This is a genomic window from Bacillus sp. FJAT-27231 (assembly GCF_001183975.1).
Lineage (GTDB): Bacteria > Bacillota > Bacilli > Bacillales > Domibacillaceae > Pseudobacillus > Pseudobacillus wudalianchiensis.
The window spans coordinates 2,913,270-2,937,851 of record NZ_LFZU01000001.1 but is presented as its reverse complement, the minus strand read 5'-3'; the positions used below and the strand labels follow the sequence as shown (position 1 = coordinate 2,937,851).

At 41.8% G+C, this 24,582-nt stretch carries 15 protein-coding genes, 2 riboswitches and 1 other annotated feature; of the genes, 9 read left to right on the top strand and 6 right to left on the bottom strand.

Annotated features, from left to right (window positions below):
• The first annotated feature begins 4 nt into the window (after positions 1 to 4).
• The 3 genes from hemL (at position 5) to ysxE (ending at position 3,693) form a co-directional block, all read left to right on the top strand.
• A complete protein-coding gene (gene hemL, locus AC623_RS14125; RefSeq protein WP_049663486.1) occupies positions 5 to 1,294 on the top strand; it encodes a glutamate-1-semialdehyde 2,1-aminomutase in 1,290 nt (429 codons plus the stop codon).
• Between the two features lie 192 nt (positions 1,295 to 1,486).
• Positions 1,487 to 2,647, top strand: a complete 1,161-nt coding sequence (spoVID, locus tag AC623_RS14120) for a stage VI sporulation protein D (protein WP_049663485.1) — start codon at positions 1,487 to 1,489, stop codon at positions 2,645 to 2,647.
• Positions 2,648 to 2,709: 62 nt separating this feature from the next.
• Positions 2,710 to 3,693 carry a spore coat protein YsxE gene (gene ysxE, locus AC623_RS14115; protein ID WP_197090974.1) on the top strand — a complete coding sequence of 328 codons (984 nt, stop codon included), beginning with the start codon at positions 2,710 to 2,712 and terminating at the stop codon, positions 3,691 to 3,693.
• A 53-nt stretch (positions 3,694 to 3,746) separates the two neighbouring features.
• Here the strand turns inward: ysxE and AC623_RS14110 are convergent, their stop codons facing one another.
• The 3 genes from AC623_RS14110 to AC623_RS21160 form a co-directional block, all read right to left on the bottom strand.
• Positions 3,747 to 5,219, bottom strand: a complete 1,473-nt coding sequence (locus tag AC623_RS14110; RefSeq protein ID WP_049663483.1) for an amino acid permease — start codon at positions 5,217 to 5,219, stop codon at positions 3,747 to 3,749.
• 104 nt (positions 5,220 to 5,323) lie between these two features.
• Positions 5,324 to 5,502, bottom strand: a riboswitch (Lysine riboswitch).
• A 142-nt stretch (positions 5,503 to 5,644) separates the two neighbouring features.
• Entirely contained in the window at positions 5,645 to 7,471 is a 1,827-nt protein-coding gene (locus AC623_RS14105; RefSeq protein WP_049663482.1) for an APC family permease, read from the bottom strand.
• A gap of 299 nt (positions 7,472 to 7,770) precedes the next feature.
• Positions 7,771 to 7,910: riboswitch (cyclic di-AMP (ydaO/yuaA leader) on the bottom strand.
• A 173-nt stretch (positions 7,911 to 8,083) separates the two neighbouring features.
• Positions 8,084 to 8,275, bottom strand: a complete 192-nt coding sequence (locus AC623_RS21160) for a hypothetical protein (protein WP_082174552.1) — start codon at positions 8,273 to 8,275, stop codon at positions 8,084 to 8,086.
• Between the two features lie 174 nt (positions 8,276 to 8,449).
• Between AC623_RS21160 and nfsA the strand changes: the two genes are divergently transcribed.
• The 4 genes from nfsA (at position 8,450) to AC623_RS14080 (ending at position 18,559) form a co-directional block, all read left to right on the top strand.
• A complete protein-coding gene (gene nfsA / locus AC623_RS14095) occupies positions 8,450 to 9,178 on the top strand; it encodes an oxygen-insensitive NADPH nitroreductase (RefSeq protein WP_049663479.1) in 729 nt (242 codons plus the stop codon).
• A 52-nt stretch (positions 9,179 to 9,230) separates the two neighbouring features.
• Positions 9,231 to 9,467, top strand: a binding site (T-box leader).
• Positions 9,468 to 9,568: 101 nt separating this feature from the next.
• Complete coding sequence (locus AC623_RS14090) at positions 9,569 to 12,211, top strand: valine--tRNA ligase (RefSeq protein WP_049663478.1); 2,643 nt, start codon at positions 9,569 to 9,571, stop codon at positions 12,209 to 12,211.
• Between the two features lie 178 nt (positions 12,212 to 12,389).
• Positions 12,390 to 13,679 (top strand): bifunctional folylpolyglutamate synthase/dihydrofolate synthase, encoded by a 1,290-nt coding sequence (locus AC623_RS14085; RefSeq protein WP_049663476.1) that lies wholly within the window; start codon positions 12,390 to 12,392, stop codon positions 13,677 to 13,679.
• 221 nt (positions 13,680 to 13,900) lie between these two features.
• Positions 13,901 to 18,559, top strand: a complete 4,659-nt coding sequence (locus AC623_RS14080; protein WP_049663475.1) for a VWA domain-containing protein — start codon at positions 13,901 to 13,903, stop codon at positions 18,557 to 18,559.
• Between the two features lie 50 nt (positions 18,560 to 18,609).
• Here AC623_RS14080 and AC623_RS14075 read toward each other — a convergent pair whose 3' ends face one another.
• The 3 genes from AC623_RS14075 to AC623_RS14065 are packed head-to-tail and all read right to left on the bottom strand — an operon-like array spanning position 18,610 to position 21,870.
• The gene (locus AC623_RS14075) at positions 18,610 to 20,766 is read right to left on the bottom strand and encodes a hypothetical protein (RefSeq protein ID WP_049663473.1); all 2,157 of its coding nucleotides are present in this window, start codon (positions 20,764 to 20,766) and stop codon (positions 18,610 to 18,612) included.
• Entirely contained in the window at positions 20,766 to 21,365 is a 600-nt protein-coding gene (locus AC623_RS14070) for a PulJ/GspJ family protein (RefSeq protein WP_049663472.1), read from the bottom strand. Before AC623_RS14070 ends, AC623_RS14075 begins: the two co-directional genes overlap by 1 nt.
• Entirely contained in the window at positions 21,307 to 21,870 is a 564-nt protein-coding gene (locus AC623_RS14065) for a type IV pilus modification PilV family protein (RefSeq protein WP_049663471.1), read from the bottom strand. Before AC623_RS14065 ends, AC623_RS14070 begins: the two co-directional genes overlap by 59 nt.
• A 111-nt stretch (positions 21,871 to 21,981) precedes the next feature.
• On the opposite strand from AC623_RS14065, the gene AC623_RS14060 reads away from it, so the two are divergent.
• Both AC623_RS14060 and AC623_RS14055 read left to right on the top strand, forming a co-directional pair.
• Positions 21,982 to 22,926 carry a hypothetical protein gene (locus tag AC623_RS14060; protein WP_049663469.1) on the top strand — a complete coding sequence of 315 codons (945 nt, stop codon included), beginning with the start codon at positions 21,982 to 21,984 and terminating at the stop codon, positions 22,924 to 22,926.
• A 289-nt stretch (positions 22,927 to 23,215) separates the two neighbouring features.
• Entirely contained in the window at positions 23,216 to 24,562 is a 1,347-nt protein-coding gene (locus AC623_RS14055) for a VanW family protein (protein WP_049663468.1), read from the top strand.
• The last annotated feature ends 20 nt before the right edge of the window (positions 24,563 to 24,582 follow it).

The window sequence follows — 24,582 nt, the reverse complement described above, 5'->3', positions numbered from 1 at the left end:
TGTTATGCGTTCTTATGAAAAATCAAAGCAAGCCTTTCAAGAAGCGGTTCAATTAATGCCAGGCGGCGTTAATAGCCCGGTTCGTGCCTTTAAATCTGTAAATATGGACCCTATTTTTATGGAACGGGGAAAAGGCTCTAAGATTTATGATATCGACGGCAATGACTACATTGACTATGTACTGTCATGGGGCCCGCTTATTTTAGGACATGCGAATGATCAAGTAGTGGAAGCGTTGAAAAAGACAGCTGAAACGGGTACAAGCTTTGGGGCTTCCACTTTAATTGAAAATGAGCTTGCGAAGCTCGTCATCGATCGCGTTCCATCTATCGAAGTCGTTCGGATGGTTTCTTCTGGTACAGAAGCAACGATGAGTGCGCTTCGGCTTGCCCGCGGCTTTACAGGGCGCAGCAAGATATTGAAGTTTGAAGGCTGCTACCATGGCCATGGCGATTCTCTTTTAATTAAAGCAGGCTCTGGTGTCGCAACATTAGGATTGCCAGATAGCCCAGGTGTGCCAGAAAGCGTAGCGAAAAATACGATTACGGTCCCTTATAATGATCTTGATGGCGTAAAGTATGCCTTCCAACAATTTGGCGATGACATTGCTTGTGTCATTGTTGAGCCTGTTGCGGGGAATATGGGCGTTGTGCCGCCACAGCCAGGTTTCTTAGAAGGCCTTCGTGAAGTAACGAAGGAATATGGAGCTCTCCTTATTTTTGATGAGGTCATGACAGGTTTCCGTGTCGGTTATAACTGTGCACAAGGGTTCTTCGGCATTACACCAGATCTAACTTGTCTTGGCAAGGTCATTGGCGGCGGTCTCCCAGTCGGTGCTTACGGCGGCCGGGCAGACATTATGAATCAAATTGCGCCAAGCGGACCAATTTACCAAGCGGGCACACTTTCAGGGAATCCGATGGCAATGACAGCCGGCTTGGAAACGCTCCGTCAATTAACCCCAGAAATGTACGAAGAATTTGGACGCAAAGCAGATCGGCTTGAAGAAGGATTAACGGAAGCAGCGAAGAAGCATAACATTCCAATTACCTTTAACCGTGCTGGTTCAATGATTGGCCTCTTCTTTACAAATGAACATGTAACGAATTATGAAAAAGCCAAAACGTCTGACCTCGAATTGTTTGCGGACTATTACCGGGAAATGGCAAATGAAGGTGTATTCCTGCCGCCGTCCCAATTTGAAGGCTTATTTTTATCAAGCGCTCATACTGAAGAAGACATTGAGCATACGATTGCAGCTGCTGAAAAAGCATTTAGCCGCTTAGCGAAATAAAAGATAAACAAAAACCCGCCAGCCGATCCGCTGGCGGGTTTTTGTTTATCCTAAATTGAATGGGGCAATCTTTCATATTTCTTTCCAGAGCGTCATACAAATAAATTGTCAGGGAAGATAAATAGGAATTATCTTGTCGTTATGTAAACGAGTGAAAAACATAAGTCCGAGGATTTGAAAGGAGGAAATAAAGTGGCGTCTCAAGATCTATCGTATTTACGATTTTCATTAGAAGAAACCGTGCGATTTATGAGAGGTCAGGAAGTAGGAGAATTATATTCTATCTCTCTTGATCCACAAATTCATACTGAAGAAGCAGACCAATTCATTAGAATGCATGGCTTTTTAGAACTCTCAGGAGAATATGCTCCATCAGAACAGCACCAAGCAGAACAGACAGGTATGCATGGTTATAAATATGTACAGCAAGTATTAGAGCGAGGAGATAATGAATGTGAGTTTTTTCATCACTTTCCAATTGATATAACCATCCCAAAATCTCGTATTGCTAAGATGGAAGATGTTGAAATTTACATCGACTCGTTTGACTATGAGTTTCCTGAAAAAGCTAATTTAAAATTAACCGTAGATTTGTCGATAGCAGGAATAATGGAAGAAGAGGCAGAGACTGAAAGAACACCAATTGATAAAACGGTTGAAGTACCCGTAGAGGACCAGCCTAGGCTAAAAGAAGAAGTAAATAAAAAGGAGCCGGAATTTTCGATTTTAAAGCTGGATGTTGATACAGCGGAGAATTTAGAAGAACAGGGAAGGGAAGCCGATTTTTTAGTGGAGGTGAAAAGACAGCCTGACGCGCCCGAGGAAGAAGAAATACCACTGTTTTCGCTAAATGAAGAAAGAAAAGAACAGCAAAAAGAAAATGTCTCTAATATGAACATGGAGCTGGTACCTAATGAATCTCCTAATGTGGCCATTAATGAGTCTCCTAATCTAATGGAATCTTCTTCTATGAGCAATATCAATATGCCTGCTCATGAGATGAAGGAGGTAATGGAATCCTCGCCTTCCGAATTAGCAGAGATGAATGAGTCTCCGTCCCCATCTCCGTCTCCATCTTCCTCTTCATCATCAGAGGAAGAGGAACCAAAGAAAAAGAAAAAGTCATTTAGTTTAAAGAAAAGCGAAACGATGTCTCTAGCCGATTTCTTTGCGAGAAAAGAATCTGAGGAAGCGGTCACTTGGAAAGTGTGTCTTGTTCAAAGAGAGGATACCCTTCAGACGATCGCCGAGCGTTACGAATTACCGGTAGCTGACTTAGTTCGCGAAAACAAATTGGAGACGAATCAAAGCATTGAAGAGGGCCAGGCGCTCTATATACCGACTTCTCGTTAATGATCCGGCTGTTCCCGATTAAAGTTGGGACAGCCTTATTTTTTATAAAGCGGGTGAAGATAGTGGAACAGCCCTATTCACATATTTGGAAAAGCTACGGACTAACCCCCATGCATATCGAAGAGATAGGCCAGGTACAAAAAATAACAACTGATAAAGGCGTGTTTGCTTTAAAAAGAATTCCTTCCATACGGGGAATGGATTTTCTATTAAATATGCAAAAGCTTTATCAAGCGGGCTATCATCGGTTTGTTCCGGTTTATCCAACTTTGGACGGTAGATATGGCGTTTTGGAAGGCGCCCATATTTACTATTTAATGCCGTGGATTGAAAGCGGCGGCCAGCAGATAGCAGAAACAGAGAAAAAGCTCATTCGAGAAGTAGCCAGGCTGCATTTCGTTTCTACAGCAGAGATCCCCGTAGCGAAGGCAGCACGTGCCGAACAATACGAACAAACTAAAGTTTTATGGGAAAGGCAAGAAGAACATTTAGAGCAATTTCTGGAACTTTCAGAAAGAGAAACTTATATGTCACCATTCCAACTGCTATTTTGTATGTACTATACAGAGACCCGCCAGGCGTTTTCTTTTGCAAAGGAAAAGCTGAAAGAATGGAAAGAGGAAACAGAAGAGGACGAAAAAGAGAGAACGGTTCAGGTGCACGGCAAACTAGATCCTGGACATTTTCTTATTGATCGGAGCGGGGGAGGGTATTTTATTAATTTAGAACAGTCCAGGAGAGCGACGCCTATCCATGATTTAATTCCGTATTTTGCCCGCATACTGGATACATTTCCGGAAAACTCAGCATCAGCAAGGGAGCTGTTCGCGTATTATGCTGAATTTTTTCCGCTGAAAAAAGGGGAAAGACTGTTATTCCAAAGCTATATGGCTTATCCAGGAGCGATGTATCAAACAGCTGCTGCTTATTTTTCAGGACAGCGAAAACAAAGTGAATACCGCTATACCCGTAAATTTCAGCAGGATTATTGGCAATTAAAAAACATTGAGTATTTTGTTACATCATTAAAGGAAGAAAATGAATAAGATCTATTAAAAAACAGCTGGAGAGAAAGAATCTCTTCAGCTGTTTTTGATCGTTATTCTTTTCCAAGGTCACATTCTTTTAAAGGAATGACTTTTGTTTTATGCTTCACTTTATAGCCAATCCAGAAGATTAAAAATAGGGGGAGCCCAATATAAGAAACAAACACGCCGTTCCAGTCAATTTGACCTCCTGTGAAGGCTTGAAAGTTTTGCCCTAAAATAACAAAGACACAGAGAATAAGAGCCAATACAGGACCAATTGGGAACCATTTTGCTCGGTAAGGAAGTGTTGTTAAATCTCCGCCTTGAGCAATGAAAGCTCTCCGAAAACGATAATGGCTAATGGCAATTCCAAGCCATGTTACGAACCCAGCCATTCCAGAAGCGTTTAGCAGCCATACATACACGACGCCGTCACCGAAGAAGGTAGTTAAGAATGCAAGACAGCCAACGAGAGTTGTAATAATAAGAGCGTTTACTGGTACGCCCTTTCTGTCAAGCTGAGCTAAGAATTTCGGAGCTTGTCCATCACGTGCCAAGTCCCAGAGCATACGTGTAGAGGCATACATGCCGGAATTACCGGCAGATAAGACAGCCGTTAAAATAATCGCATTCATAACAGAAGCAGCAAAAGCAAATCCTGCTCGTTCAAAAACGAGTGTAAAGGGACTGACAGAAACGGCATCACTTAGAAGGCGTTCATCTGTGTATGGAAGAATTAATCCGATTACGAAAATGGCTAAAATATAAAAGAGCAGGATCCGCCAGAACACAGAATTAATCGCTTTAGGAATATTTTTCTCTGGTTCTTCACTTTCTCCGGCTGCCACTCCGAGTAATTCTGTCCCTTGGAAAGAGAAGCCGGCCGCCATGAAAACACCTAGAACCGCCAAAAATCCGCCGTTGAAAGGAGCATCCTCAATGGTGAAGTTTTTAAAGCCAATCGCTTCGCCGCCCATAATGCCAAAGATCATGAAGAGTCCAGTAATAATAAATATAATAACGGTGATGACTTTAATAAGGGAGAACCAAAATTCTGCCTCTCCAAACCCTTTAACGGATAGAAAATTCAAGCCAAACATAATTAAAAGGGCCAATCCGCTCCAAATAAAGGAAGGACTTTCAGGAAACCAAAATTTCATAATGAGTACAACGGCAGCGAGTTCGGCAGCAATGGTGATTGCCCAGTTGTACCAATAGTTCCAACCGATCGCAAACCCGAGAGCTGGATCGACAAATTTTGAGGCATAGGCTTTAAAAGAACCGGCTACCGGCATATAAGCTGCCATTTCTGCCAAGCTTGTCATTAAGAAGTAAACCATTAGTCCGATGGCTGCATAAGCGAGCAGCGCTCCTCCAGGGCCGGCATTGTGAATAGCGCCGCCGCTGGCTAAGAAGATTCCCGTTCCGATTGATCCGCCAAGAGAGATCATCGTCAGGTGTCTTGCTTTGAGTGTTCTTTTTAGTTCATTTGGTTTGGATGACGCTGTTGATGCATCTGCTGATGATGTTGCTGTATTCCTCAATGTTGTGCACTCCTTTTTATGATAGAAGGTTAACGCATGTTGAGGGCAAATAAAAAACAGCCGTCGAAGAAGATCGACGGCTGTTTAAAAGTCCGTTTAATCCTTCCGAAGATAGCCCTCCACGTTAAATAACGCGACAGTGATGTTCCTATTCGAAAACATCCCCAGCATGAATAGACAATGACCTACTCACACTTCGGCAGTTTATCCTTTCAAACAGCGTCATCAACATCATGGTATCTCGACTGTTTTACTCATATAAACTGCAGCCTCTATCCCATCGGTAAATGGGAATATTTAATTAATTTGATACTAGCATTATAGTCAATTTTTTTGAATGTTGCAATGGTTAATTTTGGTGCTTTATACTCGGTTCGCTTGATTTCCACCCTAACCAACTATTGAAAAACATGCTTTTGGAGGACCTATTTTTTAAATCGATACGGAACCGTCGTGACAATAACGTTCTTTTGATAAAGGAGATAAACTCTTAAGCGTAAGCTTGACTGATTGTGCAGAATATCCTGCCATCTCTTCTTCGTGATGAATTGTGGAATAAGCACGGTTAGTGTGCGGTCATTCCCGTTCGCCTTTTCCGCCGCCAGGTCAATAAATCGGGAAAGGGGCCTCATTAAACTGCGATATTGCGATTGGAGCGTAACGAGGCGGATATTTGGTTTCCACTTTTTCCACTTTTCCTCCATCTGCTTTTCACTCTCGCGGTCAAAGGCAACATAAACAGCAATCACTGTATCGCCGACTAGCTGGGCATAATTTAAGGAGTTTTCCACTACTTTTGTAATACCTGCAACCGGAACGATTACCACGTTCCCTTTAAATTGTAAAGCTTCCTCGCCAGGTTTAATTCTCAGCTGTTCTCCCGTAGCTTCATAGTGGTTTTTAATCCGGTGGAACATCCAGATAATAATCGGCAAGAAAATCAAGACAGGCCAGACTTGAGTAAATTTAGTCGTAAAGAAAATAATAACAACCGTTAAACTAATAAGAGCCCCAACTAAATTAACACTCAATTTATAGGCCCAGCCAGAGGGTTTTTCTTTTACCCATTTCACAATCATTCCCGATTGTGAAAGTGTAAAAGGAATAAATACCCCGACAGCATATAAGGGGATCAGCTGCTCGGTTTGACCGCTAAAGGCCACGATTAATATAATGGACATGATTCCCAGTGTGACAATCCCATTTGAATAACCAAGCCGATCTCCACGTATCAGGAACATTCGCGGGATGTACTTGTCTGTTGCTAAGTTAACCGCTAATAATGGGAAAGCAGAAAATCCGGTATTCGCTGCGAGCACTAGGATAAGAGCGGTAGCCCCTTGAATAAAATAATACATAAAGTTTCTTCCAAACACTGCGGATGCAATCTGTGATACTACGGTTTCTTCGGCTTTAGGGACAATCCCAAACCAGTAGGCTAAAAACATAATGCCGGAGAAAAGAATAGCTAAGATGACTCCCATCATAACTAATGTATTCGCGGCATTTTTAGCTGCCGGTTCTTTAAAATTAGGAACAGCATTGGAAACCGCCTCTACTCCGGTCAAGGCCGAACAGCCGGATGAAAAAGCACGGAGCAATAAAAACAGACTAATCCCTGGTACAGCTGTTCCGATTGTTGGATGCAAATCAGCCGGTACTTGTCCAATTGTAATTTTCCATAGCCCTACTGCCGAAAGAATAAGTAAGGCCACAACAAATAAGTAGACAGGATAAGCCAGGACAGAAGCGGACTCTGTTACGCCTCTCAAATTTAAAATGGTAATCAAGACGACCAATAAACAAGCAATAATTACGTTATGCTGATGCAGCTCCGGAAAAGCAGACGTAAGGGCGTCCGTTCCGGCTGAAACACTCACAGCTACAGTTAAAATATAGTCTACTAACAAGGAGCCTCCGGCGATGAGCCCGGCATTTTCTCCTAAATTGTTTCTGGAGACGATGTAGGCACCGCCGCCGCGGGGGTAGGCATGGATAATTTGGCGGTAGGAAAGAATTAAAGCCGTCAATAGTACCAGCACGCCAACGCCGATAGGAATGGAATACCAAAATGCCACGAGACCGATTGCAGACAGGACAATTAAAACTTGTTCTGGTCCATAGGCAACAGAAGAAAGCGCATCTGATGACAAAATGGCAAGGGCCTTTAACTTGCTTAATTTTTGTTTTCCCAATTCCCTTGTTTTGAGCGGTCTTCCAATCAATGCTTTTTTCATGAGTGAATAGCGCATGATGCTTACCTCCATAAAAGTACCAGGCTGTTGACAAACGCTCGCTTTCAAGCAGCCTGAGATGTTAAAAATAGACTTTGTCTACAATCTCCGTACATCCAGTTATTAAAAATATAAATCTATACATTGATTGCTTATGATATTCCATTTCAATTAATGGTTCTTAAACAAGCCTTTACTGCAAAGGATTGATACGTTTATACTTCCCCCTTTAACCACGACCAATCCTCATTTAAAAATGAACACAAAAAAGAACACTAAGGTATTACTCAGTGTCCTTTTCAGCCAACACAAAGCAAACCTCCTCCCTAGACGCTTATGAGGTTAGCTGTCGGATTCGGGCTTTGAGAGTAGCCCTGCCTTCTTATGAAGGATTCACCCCCAGTGACGATGCACAAAATGGGTCCCCCACTCCTTAAGGATTAAGCAATTATATAAGGTGTGATTGAGTTTATATGAAATTTACTTAGCTACTATAATCACGAAATAATGGTTCGTAAAGAAAAATATGTACATGCTCACTTAGGGAAGAGAAAGGTATTTTCAAAAGCGAAAATCTTGGCAGGCAGAAGCGAAATAGAAAGCAAAAAAGACGTCTGTGGGGACGTCCTCTTAAATCCACTCGAGATAAAGGGCGACAGCAAGCAGCACAAGGATAGACAACAAAATAACATCAAAGGTTGTAGGAAAGAAAATAGTCCGGATGCCTTGGAAGATGCAAAAGGGAACGGCTAGCTGACAGCAAACGTCCCGGACCGTCCGAAGCCAAGGTGGCAAAGAGTAAGGGTTATAGCGTCTTCTCATCATTACACCTGCCTGTAAATTCATGAAGAGTTCTTCTTTTATTATATGTATCCAAATAAAAAGGGTGATTTTAAGCAGGGGAGAGCAGGAACGTTGACAGTGGGAAAAAGGTGATTTACGTTAATAGGGACATACATATGGTTTTAGATGACAAGATAGGGGAGGAAGGATAATATGATCGATTTATTGAAATCCCATGCGTCTGTCCGCAAATATACAGACGAGCCTATTTCAGATGAGGTTTTTTATGAATTGCTTGAAGCTGCCCAGCATGCAGCAAGCTCTCATTTCGTGCAAGCTTATTCCGTTGTACGAGTGAAGGATGAAGAGAAACGCCTTAAGCTCGCAGAATTATCAAAGAACAAACAGCAATTTGAATCAGCTGCCTTGCCGCTTGTTTTTTGTGCGGATTTAAAGCGCCTGGAAAAAGCCGTGACCCTTCATGGCAAAAACTTTGAAGGCGGCACGGCAGAAAATCTGCTTGTCGCTGTGATTGATACAGCCTTGTTTGCCCAAAACTTTGTCGTGGCCGCAGAATCAAAAGGATATGGTATCTGTTATATTGGAGGGGTACGTAATAATCCGCAGGCGATCAGTGAGTTGTTGAATCTGCCCGACTATGTCATTCCATTATTCGGCTTGACTGTAGGTGTGCCAGCTGAATCGAACGAAGTAAAACCGCGCCTGCCGGTAGAAGCTATTTTACATGAAGATTCCTATAATGAAGAGAAATATAGCCGTCTGCTCCCAGCGTATGACGAGCGGATGCACGAATATTATGCGAACCGCTCAACGAACCAGAAAGACGCCGCCTGGACAGGTGGGATGGCAGCCTTTTTATCTGAACCGCGGCGGGCGTATATGCTTGAGTTTTTGCAATCAAAAGGCTTTCTAAAAAAATAATAGGGGAAAGATTGACGCCCTTGCCTGTTTTCAGCTAATATATGAATGATAAAGAAAAGCAAAGACCGGGAAGAGTACAAAGTGATCACTTGCCTGCAGAGAGGAAAACTCCTGGCTGAAAAGTTTTCCGCAAGAATCTTTGGAATGTCCCCCGTGAGCTGCTTCTGCGAACTTATCAGTAGTGGAAGCCGGTCGCCAGCCGTTAATGGATTGAGAGCCGGACCAGTCTGTCTATGTACAGCTGTCCGTGAAAAAAGGTGGTACCGCGAACAACTCCTTCGTCCTTTTGACGTTAGGAGTTTTTTTGTGTTCAAAAAATATGAATGATCACATTACAGGTAGCTGGCTAAAGTGCTTGTGCATTTGTTCTGTAATAAGGAGGAAAACTGAATGGAAAACAATGAATTGTCGATGCCGACAAAATATGATCCGAAAGCAATTGAGCAGGGACGATATGATTGGTGGGTAAAAGGCCAATATTTCGAAGCAAAAGATGATGAAACAAAAACACCGTACACCATTGTGATCCCGCCGCCGAATGTAACCGGGAAGCTACACCTTGGCCATGCATGGGATACGACATTGCAAGATATTTTAACGCGTATGAAGCGGATGCAGGGATATGATGTCCTTTGGCTTCCAGGAATGGACCATGCCGGAATTGCCACACAGGCGAAAGTAGAACAAAAGCTTCGTGAAGAAGGCAAAACGCGTTATGATCTTGGCCGTGAAAAATTTCTAGAAGAAGCATGGAAATGGAAAGAAGAGTATGCGAACTTTATCCGCCAGCAATGGGCGAAGCTCGGCCTTGGCCTGGATTACAGCCGTGAGCGCTTTACGCTTGATGAAGGCTTGTCAAAAGCCGTGCGTGAAGTATTCGTCTCCCTATATGAAAAAGGCTTAATTTATCGCGGGGAGTATATTATCAACTGGGACCCAGCAACAAAAACAGCTTTATCCGATATTGAAGTGATTTACAAAGATGTACAAGGTGCGTTTTATCATATGAGATATCCACTGGCAGATGGAAGCGGTTATATTGAAATCGCGACCACTCGTCCGGAAACAATGCTTGGTGATACAGCCGTAGCGGTTCATCCAGAAGATGAGCGCTATAAGCATCTTATTGGCAAAAAGGTCATTCTTCCAATCATCGGCCGTGAAATCCCAATCGTTGGCGATGATTATGTCGATATGGAATTTGGTTCAGGAGCCGTAAAGATTACTCCAGCTCACGATCCGAATGACTTTGAAATTGGCAATCGCCATAACTTAGAGCGCATTCTCGTCATGAATGAAGATGGCACTATGAATAAGCGTGCCGGCAAATACAATGGAATGGATCGTTTTGACTGCCGCAAACAAATTGTGAAGGATTTGCAGGAAGCAGATGTCCTTTTCAAGATTGAAGACCATATGCATTCTGTCGGTCACTCAGAGCGCAGCGGTGCGGTAGTCGAGCCGTATTTATCTACCCAGTGGTTTGTGAAAATGCAGCCGCTTGCAGATTCAGCAATTGAACTGCAATCAAAAGAAGATAAAGTTCATTTCGTACCAGACCGTTTTGAGAAGACTTATCTTCACTGGATGGAAAATATCCGTGACTGGTGTATTTCTCGTCAGCTTTGGTGGGGTCACCGCATCCCAGCTTGGTATCATAAAGAAACAGGCGAAGTCTACGTTGGCCATGAGGCACCGGAAGACGCTGAGAACTGGGAACAAGATAAAGACGTTCTTGATACATGGTTCAGCTCTGCATTATGGCCGTTTTCAACAATGGGCTGGCCGGACAAAGAGGCAGCGGACTTCAAACGCTATTATCCAACTGCTGCTCTCGTAACAGGCTATGATATTATATTCTTCTGGGTATCCCGGATGATTTTCCAAGGTCTAGAGTTCACAGGCGAACGTCCATTTAAAGATGTACTGATCCACGGGCTTGTCCGCGATTCAGAAGGACGGAAAATGAGTAAATCACTAGGAAACGGTGTGGATCCAATGGAAGTCATTGATCAATACGGAGCTGATTCCTTGCGTTATTTCTTATCAACGGGCAGTTCTCCTGGACAGGACTTGCGCTTCTCTGTAGAAAAAGTAGAATCTATCTGGAACTTTGCCAATAAGATTTGGAACGCTTCTCGTTTTGCTCTTATGAACATGAATGGCTTGAAATATGAAGAAATCGACTTGAGCGGCGAAAAATCAGTTGCAGATAAATGGATTTTAACGCGCTTAAACGACACGATCGTCAACGTGACAAAGCTCGCTGACCGCTATGAATTCGGTGAAGTAGGCCGCGTGCTTTACAACTTTATTTGGGACGATTTCTGCGATTGGTATATTGAAATGGCGAAGCTTCCGCTTTACGGGGAAGACGAAGCAGCGAAGAAAACGACACGTTCTATTCTTGCTTACGTGTTAGATAACACGATGCGCCTATTGCATCCATTCATGCCGTTTATTACCGAGGAAATATGGCAAAACCTGCCTCACAATGGAGAGACGATCGTCACAGCGAAATGGCCAGAAGTGAATGAGGAACTATCTGATCAGCAAGCAGCAGAAGAAATGAAATTGCTTGTAGACATTATCCGTTCTGTGCGTAATATCCGGGCGGAAGTCAATACACCGCTCAGCAAGAAGATTAAGTTAATTATCAAAGCGAAAGATGAAACAGTGTTGAGCACATTGGAAAACAACCGTGCTTACATCGAGCGTTTCTGTAACCCGGAAGAGCTCGTCGTCTCAACAGATGCTTCAGCACCTGACAAAGCGGTGACGGCTGTTGTCACAGGTGCCGAATTGTTCTTGCCGCTTGAGGGATTAATTAACATCGAAGAGGAAATTGCCCGCTTGCAAAAAGAATGGGATAAATGGAACAGCGAAGTCGAACGTGTTCAAAAGAAACTTGGCAACGAACGGTTCGTCAGCAAAGCGCCGCAAAAAGTCGTCGACGAAGAGCGCGCGAAAGAAAAAGACTATCTTGAAAAACGCGCCGCTGTTGAAGCACGCATGAAAGAAATGCAAGGATAAGAAAAGGAATGAGACGAATCTGCCGAGCGTAGATTCGTCTTTTTCTAGAGGAACGATCGGCTAATAAAATCATCATTTTAGCTAATAAAATCATCATTTTAGCTAATAAAATCCACTTTTTGGATAATAAATAGCCGAACCTTCTTTTAGAAGATGATTGATAGGAGGAGACATAACGATGACTACATATGAAGAAGCGCTTTCCTGGATTCATGGACGGCTTCAGCTTGGCATTAAGCCGGGCTTAAAGAGAATGGAATGGCTAATGGAGAAAATGAAGTATCCAGAGCGCCGTCTACGGGCGGTACACATCGGAGGGACGAATGGCAAGGGCTCCACTGTCGCCATGATGCGCTCGATCCTAGAGAAAGCGGGATACGAGGTGGGGACCTTCACTTCTCCTTATATTGAACAATTCAACGAGCGAATTAGCATCAATGGCCAACCGGTTAGCGATGAAGCCATTGTTGAATTAACAGCTATGATTAAGCCGCTGGCAGAGGAATTAGAAAAAACAGAGCTCGGCGGACCGAGTGAATTTGAAGTGATTACGGCGATGGCCCTTTACTATTTCGCGTACACCCGCCCAGTGGATATCGCCTTATTTGAAGTGGGGCTTGGCGGCCGGCTCGATTCCACAAACGTCATTCAGCCATTGCTGTCGGTGATTACGACAGTCGGCATGGATCACATGCAATTTTTAGGGGACACGCTTGAAGACATTGCCTTTGAAAAAGCAGGCATTATTAAAAATGGTGCACCAGTCGTCACGGGAGTCAAACAGGAGGCGGCACTGGAAGTCATCAAAGGACGGGCCAAAGAAGTTCGATCTCCTGTCTACCAGCTTGGAGAGCAATTCAAGGCTGACTGGCAAACATCCATGCCTCAAGGAGAAGTCTTTCATTTTCAGTCTGTCTTTGCCAATCTGAAAGACTTAATGACGGGTCTGAATGGTCTCCATCAAACAGACAATGCAGCCGTTGCGATCATGTCGATATTGTACTTGCGCACCTTCTATGCTTTCCTAGTCGAAGAAGAGCATATCCGCTCGGGTCTTCAGTCGGCGAAATGGCCGGGAAGAATGGAATACGTCTCCGAGCAGCCAACGATTCTGCTCGACGGGGCCCACAATCCGGAAGGCATGAAAGCACTCGCTGCTTCACTTGCCGAACGTTTTCCCGGCAAAAACATCACTGCGTTATTTTCCGGCATGAAGGATAAAGACTTAAAGGAAATGACAGAGCTCCTTGAGAAGACAGCGAACCACATTGTCTTCACAACCTTTGAATTCCCGCGGGCTGCTAAGAAAAAAGACTTTGAACCGTTTTTAACCGCCCATCAATGGGAAGAAAAGTGGCAAGGATTTATTCAAAAATTCCAACAAACTGCCGATGAAAATGAAGTGTTAGTCGTGACAGGGTCGCTTTATTTTATTTCGGAAGTGAAAAGATTCATAAAAGAAGCATGATGAATCAGCATAGAAAGCTGTCCTGGCACTAAACCGGCAAGGACGGCTTTTTACATGCGCCTCATGGAATAAACTCATAAAGATAATAGTATTGTCGTTTCTCTAAAATTGCCATTAAAAATTCATTTGGTTAGGTCTAATGATCTATAAAAAGAATGTGTATATTGGTATAATCGTAACATAACAAAGTAGATGCGACGAAACAAGGGAGGGAGAGACAGATGGCAGGAAGATCAACTATTTTTAAGATGTTGTTAGCTTTTTTGTTAATACTGTCTGTGTTGCCAATTGTACCGAGAGAAGCAAATGCAGCAACAGCAACAGGTATGCCGCCGTCTATGAATTTTAATGTTACAGCTATGCCACCGAATGTCGTTTTATCTACTGAAGGAAGGGCAGAGAGTACACTGAAATTAAAGGTGTCTACAAACGGTTTGCCTAATGAGGGACTGCGACAATCCGTCAATGTAGCTTTCTTATATGATACTTCAAAGTCGATGCATGGTGGACAAAGTGATAAAAAGTTTATAAGTGAACAAAGAGTCTTTATAGAGGCATTAAGTTACTTTAATAACAGGGACAATACTGTATTTATTCCTTTTAGAAATGGAGTGCCCAGCTACTCTTGTAATGGGGGAAATGGCAGGAAGTATACAGTAGGCACGACGAAAAGCTTTTCTCTTATAAATACTTTGGCAAACCAGTGTTTAGGAGATAACAATGTATATACTTCTGAGAAAGGCACCAATGCGCCCGGGGGAACAAATTACGCTAAGGCATTAAAAACGGCAATTCAACAGCTGGATAGCTCAGGCTCTTCCTACAAAAATATTATTCTCTTTTCAGATGGAAAACCAAATCTGCTTGAAAATGAAACAAAGCATAATAGCAGCGACACGCAAGGGATAACAGCGGAATATGAACGTGCGGTAAAGCAAGAAATTGATACAATCATTGAGAGTATGAAAAGTAAAGATATTAAGCTATACAGCGTGGGGGTCGGTAATGGGGATGACGGGGATGTGGCTTATTTAAATGAAATTTCCAGCAAGACAGGCGGCTATGCTTTAGAGGCAAGTGATAAGAGGCTTCCTGATTTATTTACAGATATCGTTTCAAAACCGTCTTCAGACCTTACTGGCAAGGTTGAAATTGATCTAGATACGGTTGTGAATGAAAAAAATGAAGATGTTAGTTCCTTTGTTGAAATGAAAGGAGACACTTCAGGTCGCAAGAAAATATACGAATTTGATTTGAATAGAAGCAACTTTTCTGAAGCCCTGCCGCTTATATTCAAAAAAGAAGGAACCTACACAATTAAGAGCAAGCTGACTTATGGCAAGTCAAGCGGGTCTATTATCAGATCTACGACGATTTATGTCACGAAAAAAGAAGTGGTGTCTGCCGGAATTGACTTTGCTGTAAAAGCATCTCCTGAAAAAGTGATCAAGCCGACAAATGAAAACGCTAAAAGCGAATTAAATATTGACTTGACTCCTAAAGGGATAGCTACTCAGCCAGGGACTCAAAGAGAACCAGTTGATATCGTCTTCGTTTACGACACTTCCAGTGCAATGGCGCAAAATGGGTGGTCTGTAATGGCCCAATCCGCTATGAAATCGACTCTTAAGACTTTAAAAGCTTCACAGATTTCAAATGACAATTACTATTTTATCCCGTTTGATAGCAATATTAGCCGAAAACGAAACGGCATGGTTGCTTCAAGAGAAGGATTGACAGCAATTGAAGAAGCAGTTGACTCGTTAGTGGGAAGAGATGTGTATGGCAGATCTATCGATTACTCCAGTTCTGGTGGAGCAAATTACTCCATTGCCTTAGAAGAGGCAGTGAAGAAGTTTTCAGGACCAATAATTAACAAACGGTATATCATCTTTTTGACAGCGGGCAAACAGACAGAGTTCGTCAAAAGGGAAGATGTAAATGAGAAAAAATGTATAGATTATGCAGGGAGTAGTGGGAATTGTAAGCAATGGAGTGAGACAATACGAAATAATGCTTGGGTTAAGTACGGAATAAAAGATGGAAGTACGCCCTATAGACAGTTACTAGATGAGAATAAAAATGTTGAAAAAGATTTGATTGCACGTTCTTTAACAGAGACACAAATAGTAATCCATAACGGGGCTTTAACCTCTGCTGAACAAGTAAAGAACAGCAATGCTGTCATGAACATCGTTACCTTCACAAATTCTAGCCTTTTGAATACGATGGCGGCTAAGACCGGGGGAGCAGTTCAAACGGCGAATGAACAGAACTTGAACTCTATCTTAACTAGTATTACTCAAAAGGTTGATGCTCCCTCTATAAGAGGAAATGTAGAAATTAACTTAAGAGATTTCGGTTCGTCTGTAATAGTGGGAAAAGATAGTAAGTTTACTGCTAATGAGGGAATCGTTAAAATTCCCTTTACATTTCATTATCCTGTCGGAGGAAATCCAGACCCTGTGAAACTTCAAGAATTGCTTCCTTTGGAATTTACAGCTGCCGGAACTTATGATTTTACGGGAAAAGTAAAAATCTCTTATAAAGACTTGGATGGCCAGCTGAAAGAGCTTGTACATCCTGCTTTTAAAGTAGAAGTAGTGAAAGATGCACCGCCAGTATTTAAAAGTACGGTAGAAGTGCTGGGCAATTCATTTTTTGAGCCTGAAGGTCTTGTCAAAATCGGAAATGCTGACTCAGAGAGCAATGAATTTACTATGAAATATACTCTGACACCTGATACTGTTTTCGGTACGGAAACGAAAGGAACGATCAGTCAAATTGTGTTACGCCAACCACTTCCGGATGGGGTAGAAATGGCAGGCAATCCACAATTAGAAGTTATGAAAGAAACAACTTCTATACCAGGAGCATCTGTAAAGCAGGAAGGGAAAATGTTAATCATTACTCTTGGTTCTAATGGAACGACTTCCTATATGCCAAGTTCCTTTACGCCAAATCGTTTTGTCGTGAAAGTAAAATTAAAAGCGGCATGGGCACTGCCTTCTACGGAAATCCCAAGGAGCACTCTTTATTTTAAAGATTCTAGATTTGCCGATAATCAGGAAAACCAATTAGCTCCAGCGGATAAAAAGATATCGATGAGAGTATTACTCTATGGAACAGGACAGAAGAGCTATGATTATGTCGGCGATCATACCGGTACCATTCAAAAAGTTCATCAATCAGATGCTTGGCTGATGGCAGAGACAAAGCTATCGAATGAAAATGGTGAAATTGTCAAACCGGTAAAAGGAATGGAGCTTGTAAACGCTGGCACGGCCATTAAGCTGACGTATAGCGACGGGTCAACCGCGCTGCTTTACATGAAAACAGATTACAATGTATTTAATAACTTTGATGCAGCTAAGAAACCACTTCATCAAACAGATGGTCCTGCCGTTCCAAAAACAGAAGGACCAGTGGCTTTCGAAGCAATATATTTAGTAGCCGGTGAAGAGGTTCAATATGAATACCGATTAACAAATAAGGAAAGCACGACTTCGTGGCAAACGTTTGATCCGCAAATGGCTGTGCCGATTTTCGAGGACTACTTAGGACAGGTCGATATCGAAGTGCGGACTTCTGGAGGATTTACGCTTGATAGTAATCCTATTAAGAAATCTATTGAAATCATTAAACCAATCACGGAAATTACAGTGAATCCTACTTCTTTAAATGTTGTAAAAGGAAAAAGTGTTGATTTTACTGTAGCCGTTTTCCCAGAGGATACGACAGAAGGGGAGTATGATATTATCTTCGAAGATCCTTCCATCGCTTCAGTTCCAGTTAATCCTGAAAAACAAGGGGAAGTAGATGAATGGAAACTGACAGGCTTAAAAGCGGGTACGACTACGATGACAGTACAATCTAAAATAAATCCAAATATTAAAGCAGAAGTACCCGTTTCGGTTGGGGAGCCCATCACTGGCATTATTATTAAACCGAGTCCTTTAGAGGTAGATAAAGGAAAATCGAAGGAGTTCACGGTTACATTAGAGCCAAAGACTACGGTGGAAAATGATTATCAGCTTTCTTTCGGCAATGACAGTCTAGCCGATGCTATCATGAAAGAGGATCATAGCGGTGATGGAGATGTTTGGGTACTGGAAGGCTTAAATGCAGGAGAAACGGAGCTAATTGTTTCTTCATTGGATAACCCGGACATACAATCTAGAGAGAAGGTAACGATTCATGAACCAATCACGGGCATTGCTGTGGTGCCGGATAATGAAAAGATAAAAACAGCAGAACAAGAGCCGGAAAAATGGAAAGTTGATAAAGGAGTAACCGGCAATTTTACCGTTGCCATTCTTCCTGAAAGTACCACAAAAAACAAAGAATACACCGTAACATTAGATAAAGAGTGGAGCCGAGCGGAAAAGACTGAAACGAAAGATAAATGGTCCTTGATCGGAACAGAATCCGGCACGGTAACCATGACCGTGACAGCTAAAGAAGATCCAAATGTGAAAGAAACGATTGTGATTGAGTTTATCGATCCATTTGTTGAACTTGAAGGGATTTCCTTCACGAAACCGCATTATGATTTTCAGTTAGGTGAAACAGAAAACGAGTGGATACCTATTACAGATTATGTGAACATTAACCCGGATGACGCAACAGATGTTGAGGTGATCCGAGTAGAATCTGCTAAGTCTTCTATTGTTGAGACTAGAATAGAAGGTGGAGAATGGCAGATCAAAGTGTCTGATAATCAGGCCGGTTATTCTACTGTGACGGTAACAGCCGAACAGCCAAATAAAGAGGGAGACGGCAAGAAAACAGCTTCAGGTACAGCTGTTTTTGAAGTGAGTAAGCCATCGTCAGATAGTGGCGGTGGAGACCACGGTGATGATATAGAGGGAAGATGGTAAAGAATAAGAAGGCGTCCTAAAAGTCAGGCTTTTAGGACGCCGTTTTTTGTTTATTCTACAGTCAGATCATCTGAATAAATCGATAAATATTTTACTTGAGGAAGGGTTTCAAAGTTTTGTAGCAAGACGTCTTCATTATAGTTGACGATAAAGCGAGAATAACGATCTTCTTGTTTTTCCACCATAATGTCTTTAGGCTTTCCATCTGAATCCTTCTTTATTGCTCCACGCACCGCGTTAATTTCTAATTGCTCCTTCGCAAAAATGCCTCCGTCTACGTAAAAGAGTGAGCCGACACCGTATAACTCAGCTTTGCCTTCTGTGTAGAAAAATCCTTTGATGGGCTTAATCTCCGGATCATCAGTAGGTACATAATTTGTTTCCAGTGTTTCTATGGGTTCCTTATAGTAATTGAATTCATTAATTCTTGTAATTACTAAGCCATCTTCTCCAGAAAGCAGGATAAGCTGTTTTGATTGCTTTTCATCTTCTAAACCAACAATATTTAGGTTAGAAACCGTGGCTTCTCCAGAAGCATACATAATGCCATCGACTTTTAATTCGTCGTTTTCTTTTGCTTGGCCTTCCTCACCTTTTGTGTTACCGCGTAACGTCAACTTTCCTGAGGAATAAATGTTGCCTTTAAAAGTGATTTCAAGCTGCTGATCAAGATTGTCATAGACAAGCAGTTTAATATTATTTTTGTCTTTTAAGGAAATGAGGTTTCCTTCAATTTTGGATTCGCCATTTAATTCCAAATTAATGGCGTCTGTATCGTTATTTCCTTCACCGGCCACAAGGTCATTATTTATCGTTAATATTCCCTCAGGATTGTTTGTGATCTCTATCTTTTCTGCTGCAAACAAGTTTTGCTTCTGTGGAGTATCCTGATTGGAAATCGACATTGCATCTTCATTGGTGATCGTCAATGATTGCTCCGTAGCGATCGCTTTTTTCGCTTCAAAAGTTCCTTTGCTATTTATGAATGTAATTGCGCCTCGAGACGCTATATTGCCTGTTATTGATAGATTTCCATTGTTCGAAATGATTTTAACGGCTCCGGTTGCATAAATATTGTGAAACGTCATGTTTTGGTTAGCGAAAACTAATAAATCACCTTTAACATAAAGATCGTCTACAGTGATGTCATATTCTTTGTTCGTTATGATTAAGTTGCCAACGTGCTTTCCGTCGTCTCCTGAAATGTCTAAGTCATTAAAACTGACGTCAGGGACAGGCTCGTCGGGCGTGGGGAGGCTCTCAGCTGTCGCTATACCCTCAGATATGTCATTTTGTGATATAACCACTGACATATCAACTTTCCTTCCTATAGCGACTTTCTCAAGTGCGGCGTTTTGTTCTGTTGCAAATGCTTCTTCAAAGTCAATCTCCTGATACTGGCTGTCGTTTTTTAAAGCCGGCACTTTGTCTTTGTAAAAATAAGTATTTCCCTCCTCGTCTCGTTTCCTTAACAGATCAAGGATTTCTTGTAAGTGTCCGCTGTTAAATTTACTCGCATAAAGATCTTTCATAATAGAAGGATAAGGTGTAGCCATTTCTTTATCTGGTCCCTTTTCTGGATCATAGGCCTCACTGTAATACTTAGCATCTTTACTAATCATCAATTGATTTGCAAAAATATCCCCATTAATATTCGGCGATCCATTTAAAATAAGCGGCCCATCTTCAGCGCCGACTGCATACTTTAAAAAGCTTGGCAGCGGGGAAATAATAAGCCGCTTAGTCGCCGTGCGACGGATGTTTCCTTTTTCTTCTCCGGTTTTGGCTGTTACATAAATTTCGTATACGCGTGTTAAAGTTTCATCTGATTGGGTTTTGGTTAAATAATGCTTGTCTACCGTGACATCTTTAAAATCTACTTGTTCAATGCCTTTTTCGGGATTTTCATATCGAGCTTTCAAGTCTAGTAAAATAGCATTGAGACGACTAGATACATTTGCCGGGGCTATGTCAGCGATGGCCATATTATTCTCTGGGCTTTGCAAAGCGGCAGACAAATCAGCTGTTATTTGGTCAATGACTTTAATAGAGGCGAATGCCTTGTCGATTTCTTCTTTGCGAATTTCTGTTCTTTTTGTCCCGCCGAGCGTAGAGGCGATAATGCTTAAGCCTAAAGCAGTGAAAATAACGGTTATCAATAACACAAGCAGCAGGGCATTTCCTTTATTGTTGTGCAGAAGGTTCATTAGAAACCAAACTCACTTTCTAGATCGAGATTTTGACTTGTCTTTGCATCGCCGAGCTTCATGTTAATTTTAATTAAGCCAGAGGAGCACTTTCCATTAGAATCCGTTTCCTGACAAGAGAAGGAAACGGTTGTATCTTTAAAATCCGATTCTGTTTCCACTGGAACCCCTTTGATCTGCAGGACGGTTTTTTCATCTTCCTCAGCTACTTTTATTTCCGTTTCTTTTACTTCGCTTTTTGCTTCTTTTTCTATGTCATAGTAGGTTGTCTTTTCAGCCCCTGCTTTTTTTAATCTGGCCTCTTTTGCATCTACGATTTTAATGCAATTTGTTCCGCAGCTTTCCACGTAGTCAAATGGCGTGGCGAAAAATTCATTCATGATCATCGTGACGGCATAATCGGCATCTTCGCGAAACTGAACTTCAGCGGTTTGCCGGACATACGCTTTTTGACCGCCGTTAAAGACAGACCAGACGATCGGCGAGATAATCGCCATAATGACAATGGTCAGCAGCACTTCTATAAGAGTGAGCCCACTTTTATCGCAAATCCTCGCTTTTAATCGTTCCTTCCAGTTCGGTTTCTTTTTTCTTTTCATTTTGATACCAGCTCACCTTCACTTTGACTGGGATGTAATAGTTATAAAATGTATCATTATTTTCTTCTTCAGCGTTTTTTTCAGAGCTCACCGTTACATAATAGTCTCCGCCATTAATTGTAACGGGCCGACAGCCAGTAGGAAGCAGCGGAGGTTCTTCTGTTTCAGATTCTGATAAGGGCTTAAGAGTATACCCTTCTGTTTGATCATTTGAATTTTTACACAAATACAATCCAAACTGATCTCCAGTAGCTGTAACTGGAGCGGTATCCTCGTAAAAACTATTCCTTATTTCAATAAAATTTTCTTTCTCCAAAAGCATCATCGCATTTCTCGCTACATTGAGCGCTATCGTCTTATTCTGGTTAGAAAGGTTGTAAGTACCTGCCTGATAGAAAAAACGTGTAAAGGTTAGTAGAACGATTGACAAAATGGTCATGGCGAGCAAAAGCTCCAATAAAGTGACACCTTTTTGCGATTGACATACAAATTTCGACAGGTTCATCGCTTTCCCTTCTTTCAAAATAGCTGACTTTATTATACAATACTTTGTAGTTCATTTTTCCTTTAAACGGTAAGAGATGAATATATTTCTCTAAAGGTGAGGCGTTCTTATATGACCCGTTTAGTTTTTATACTGATGGCCTTTTTTTTGGCTATGCCAATTGTATATTTTCTGCCTCTCGGATTAACAGCAACAGGAAGTTTTGTACTGTTAGGTGTTGCTTTGCTGATTGCAGGGAGCAGTTTTGCTATGGAGCCATATGTTCCAATTTGGCATAATTTGCTCGTCTGTTTCCTTCTTGTCGTTACCATGGCTTATTTTGTATCCAAGTATATGGGACATAAAGTAATGAGCGAAAGATCGGTCAATAAAAAGGAGAGGGCTAGTGAGAATAGATTTGTAACAAGGGAGAAAGTGATGAAGGACAGGAAAGAGGAAAAGCAGCTTGCAGAAATTGAAGAGCCTCCGCAAAAGGCTGCTTTGTTTGAAGCGAATCATGATAAAGCAATTGTACAGGCGGCCGAGGAAAACGAGCCGCTTTATATAAATGAAGAAGTAGAAGAGCTTAATTTGGAAGAAAAAAGTATGTATGAAAAAGAAGGGTTAAAGCCGATAGACAAGGAGTTGCTGGGGAATGAACTGGAAACAGAAACGTCTATAGGTGAAAAAGCTGCTTCTGCCCCAGTAACTGAAACATGGAAAGAAGATTTAGAAAGCTTATTGGCAAGAGAAGAATTGCCAGTCTTTGAACGAAGCGTGATAGAAGAAGATAGTGAGATTGATAGCAATAACAATGAGAAGTATTATTTAGAAAGCCTATTTGATGAAATAGTGAAAGAAGAGGAAAGCAGCCTTTCGATCACTAAAGAAAAAAGCCCGGAACCGGATAGAGAACTTCTTTCTGATAGCCAGGAAGAAGACTATATTACTCCGTTTGATCGTTCAGATTTTGATGAATGGTTTGAGGAGGAAACGACTGAACTTGAAGAAAACGCAGAAGCCAAAGGCACGACCAGACCTGTCGATAAGGATACAGACTTAGACTCATTTAAGTAATAGATAGCAGATAGTGAAAGCATGTTTTTAGCTTCTCTATTTAGTACAAGGAGATTATAACCGATGAAAGGTTATATAGAGGATACATTTAACGAAAACAGTCAGATATAAATATAGAAGAAATACGAAAGCAGGGTAAAGTGGTCTTTCTGCCATTAAACAGCAGCAGAATAAATGAAGGATTCATTATGAATCAGTCATACATCTAATCTGCAAGGAAAGCAGACCCGGAACGTTCGGAGAAATGAGCACGAACATAGAATAATGAACAGGGAAAGGGTGGCAGCCGATGGACAAAAGGGGCTTTTTTCGAATTCTGCTTATTCTAACAATCATGGTAGCTTATCTCATCACATTTCCCTCCTATGGAGCTGAAGCATATGAAAAAATCTTTCACTTGTCGGCCGGCTTTGACGAAGGAACGAAAATTGGTCCAACAGATGTCTCGAAGCAAACAAAAGTTGAAGCATTAAACCAACTGCACACCCAAACAGAAGAGTGGCAGAAAGACAAAAAGATTACATTACAATATGTCGAAAAAAAAGCGGCACTTGATCCCAATGTGATTGAATTCCAGCCAAAAACATCTGTTAAGGAGGCGGTTTCCGGTCAGGAAAATCCGCTTCTATGCGTTGTAGATAAATCTGCGATTGAAGAAGCCTTTCGTGAACAGTTTCCAAAGGTCAGCAAGAAATCACTTGATTACGACGCGATAGCGAGCGACTTGCAGGACATCGCTTCTTCTTTACAAAAGGGTGAAACGGTTATTGATCTATCACTCTATTTAAATAAGGAGGAAAAGCAGGAAGTTGTCGCTGAGGCGCTGCTTGGGAAAGAGGTGCTGACACCGGAACTGCAGGATTTTATTAAGCAAACACCTGAGGTCAAACTAAAAAGCAATATCGCATTTTCTTTTTTAGATTGGATGGAGGAGGCGGATGATATGTCCTTGGATGAGGATGATAAAAATGTCCTTTCTTCTTTATTATACCGGCTCGTGTTGCAGACAAACTTTTTAATTTTTGAAAAAAACCAAGGCACTGAGCTTCCATCTTATATTGAGCTTGGATATGAAGCGAAGGTGAATAAAGTAAAAGAGCTGGATTTTATTTTTATGAACGAAAGTCCTGCCGACTATACACTAGATTTAAAGGTAGTCAATAACAAACTATATGGAGCCATTAAAGGTTTACCGTTTGCTTATGACTACAAAGGCATTTTAAAAAACAAGAAAGTACTGAAGCCAAAAACGATTTTGCATTTTTCTCCCAACTTGCCATATGGTCAATGGCAATTGAAGCAGCCAGGCAAGAATGGTGAATTAATTCAAATGTACCGCGTTGTCTATAATGAACAATCGGAGCGAATGAAAGAGGAGAAAGTGAGTGAAGACTTTTATCCGCCGGTTCATCGGATTGAAGTGTACAGTACACAGGAGCCGCCTCCACCTGTAGAAAAAACGGAGGAGCCTGAAGGCAGCGAAGAGACACTGACAGATGAAGCTGAAAAGGCACCGGAAACGGATCAGCCAAAAATGGAAACTCCACCTGTCCAAGAGCCGCCTGCCACACAAACAGAGGACTCGAGTAAACAAACACCAGCCGCCGCTGGACAGTCATCGAAAGAAGCAAAATAATGTCAGTAAATGAAGGGGAA

Excerpts from the sequence above, each read along its gene's own strand:
- hemL (WP_049663486.1), top strand. The coding sequence starts at position 5 with ATGCGTTCTTATGAAAAATCAAAGCAAGCCTTTCAAGAAGCGGTTCAA.
- AC623_RS14105 (WP_049663482.1), bottom strand. The coding sequence starts at position 7,471 with ATGCGCTATTCACTCATGAAAAAAGCATTGATTGGAAGACCGCTCAAA.
- AC623_RS21160 (WP_082174552.1), bottom strand. The coding sequence starts at position 8,275 with ATGAGAAGACGCTATAACCCTTACTCTTTGCCACCTTGGCTTCGGACG.
- nfsA (WP_049663479.1), top strand. The coding sequence starts at position 8,450 with ATGATCGATTTATTGAAATCCCATGCGTCTGTCCGCAAATATACAGAC.
- AC623_RS14090 (WP_049663478.1), top strand. The coding sequence starts at position 9,569 with ATGGAAAACAATGAATTGTCGATGCCGACAAAATATGATCCGAAAGCA.
- AC623_RS14085 (WP_049663476.1), top strand. The coding sequence starts at position 12,390 with ATGACTACATATGAAGAAGCGCTTTCCTGGATTCATGGACGGCTTCAG.
- AC623_RS14080 (WP_049663475.1), top strand. The coding sequence starts at position 13,901 with ATGGCAGGAAGATCAACTATTTTTAAGATGTTGTTAGCTTTTTTGTTA.
- AC623_RS14075 (WP_049663473.1), bottom strand. The coding sequence starts at position 20,766 with ATGAACCTTCTGCACAACAATAAAGGAAATGCCCTGCTGCTTGTGTTA.
- AC623_RS14070 (WP_049663472.1), bottom strand. The coding sequence starts at position 21,365 with ATGAAAAGAAAAAAGAAACCGAACTGGAAGGAACGATTAAAAGCGAGG.
- AC623_RS14065 (WP_049663471.1), bottom strand. The coding sequence starts at position 21,870 with ATGAACCTGTCGAAATTTGTATGTCAATCGCAAAAAGGTGTCACTTTA.
- AC623_RS14060 (WP_049663469.1), top strand. The coding sequence starts at position 21,982 with ATGACCCGTTTAGTTTTTATACTGATGGCCTTTTTTTTGGCTATGCCA.
- AC623_RS14055 (WP_049663468.1), top strand. The coding sequence starts at position 23,216 with ATGGACAAAAGGGGCTTTTTTCGAATTCTGCTTATTCTAACAATCATG.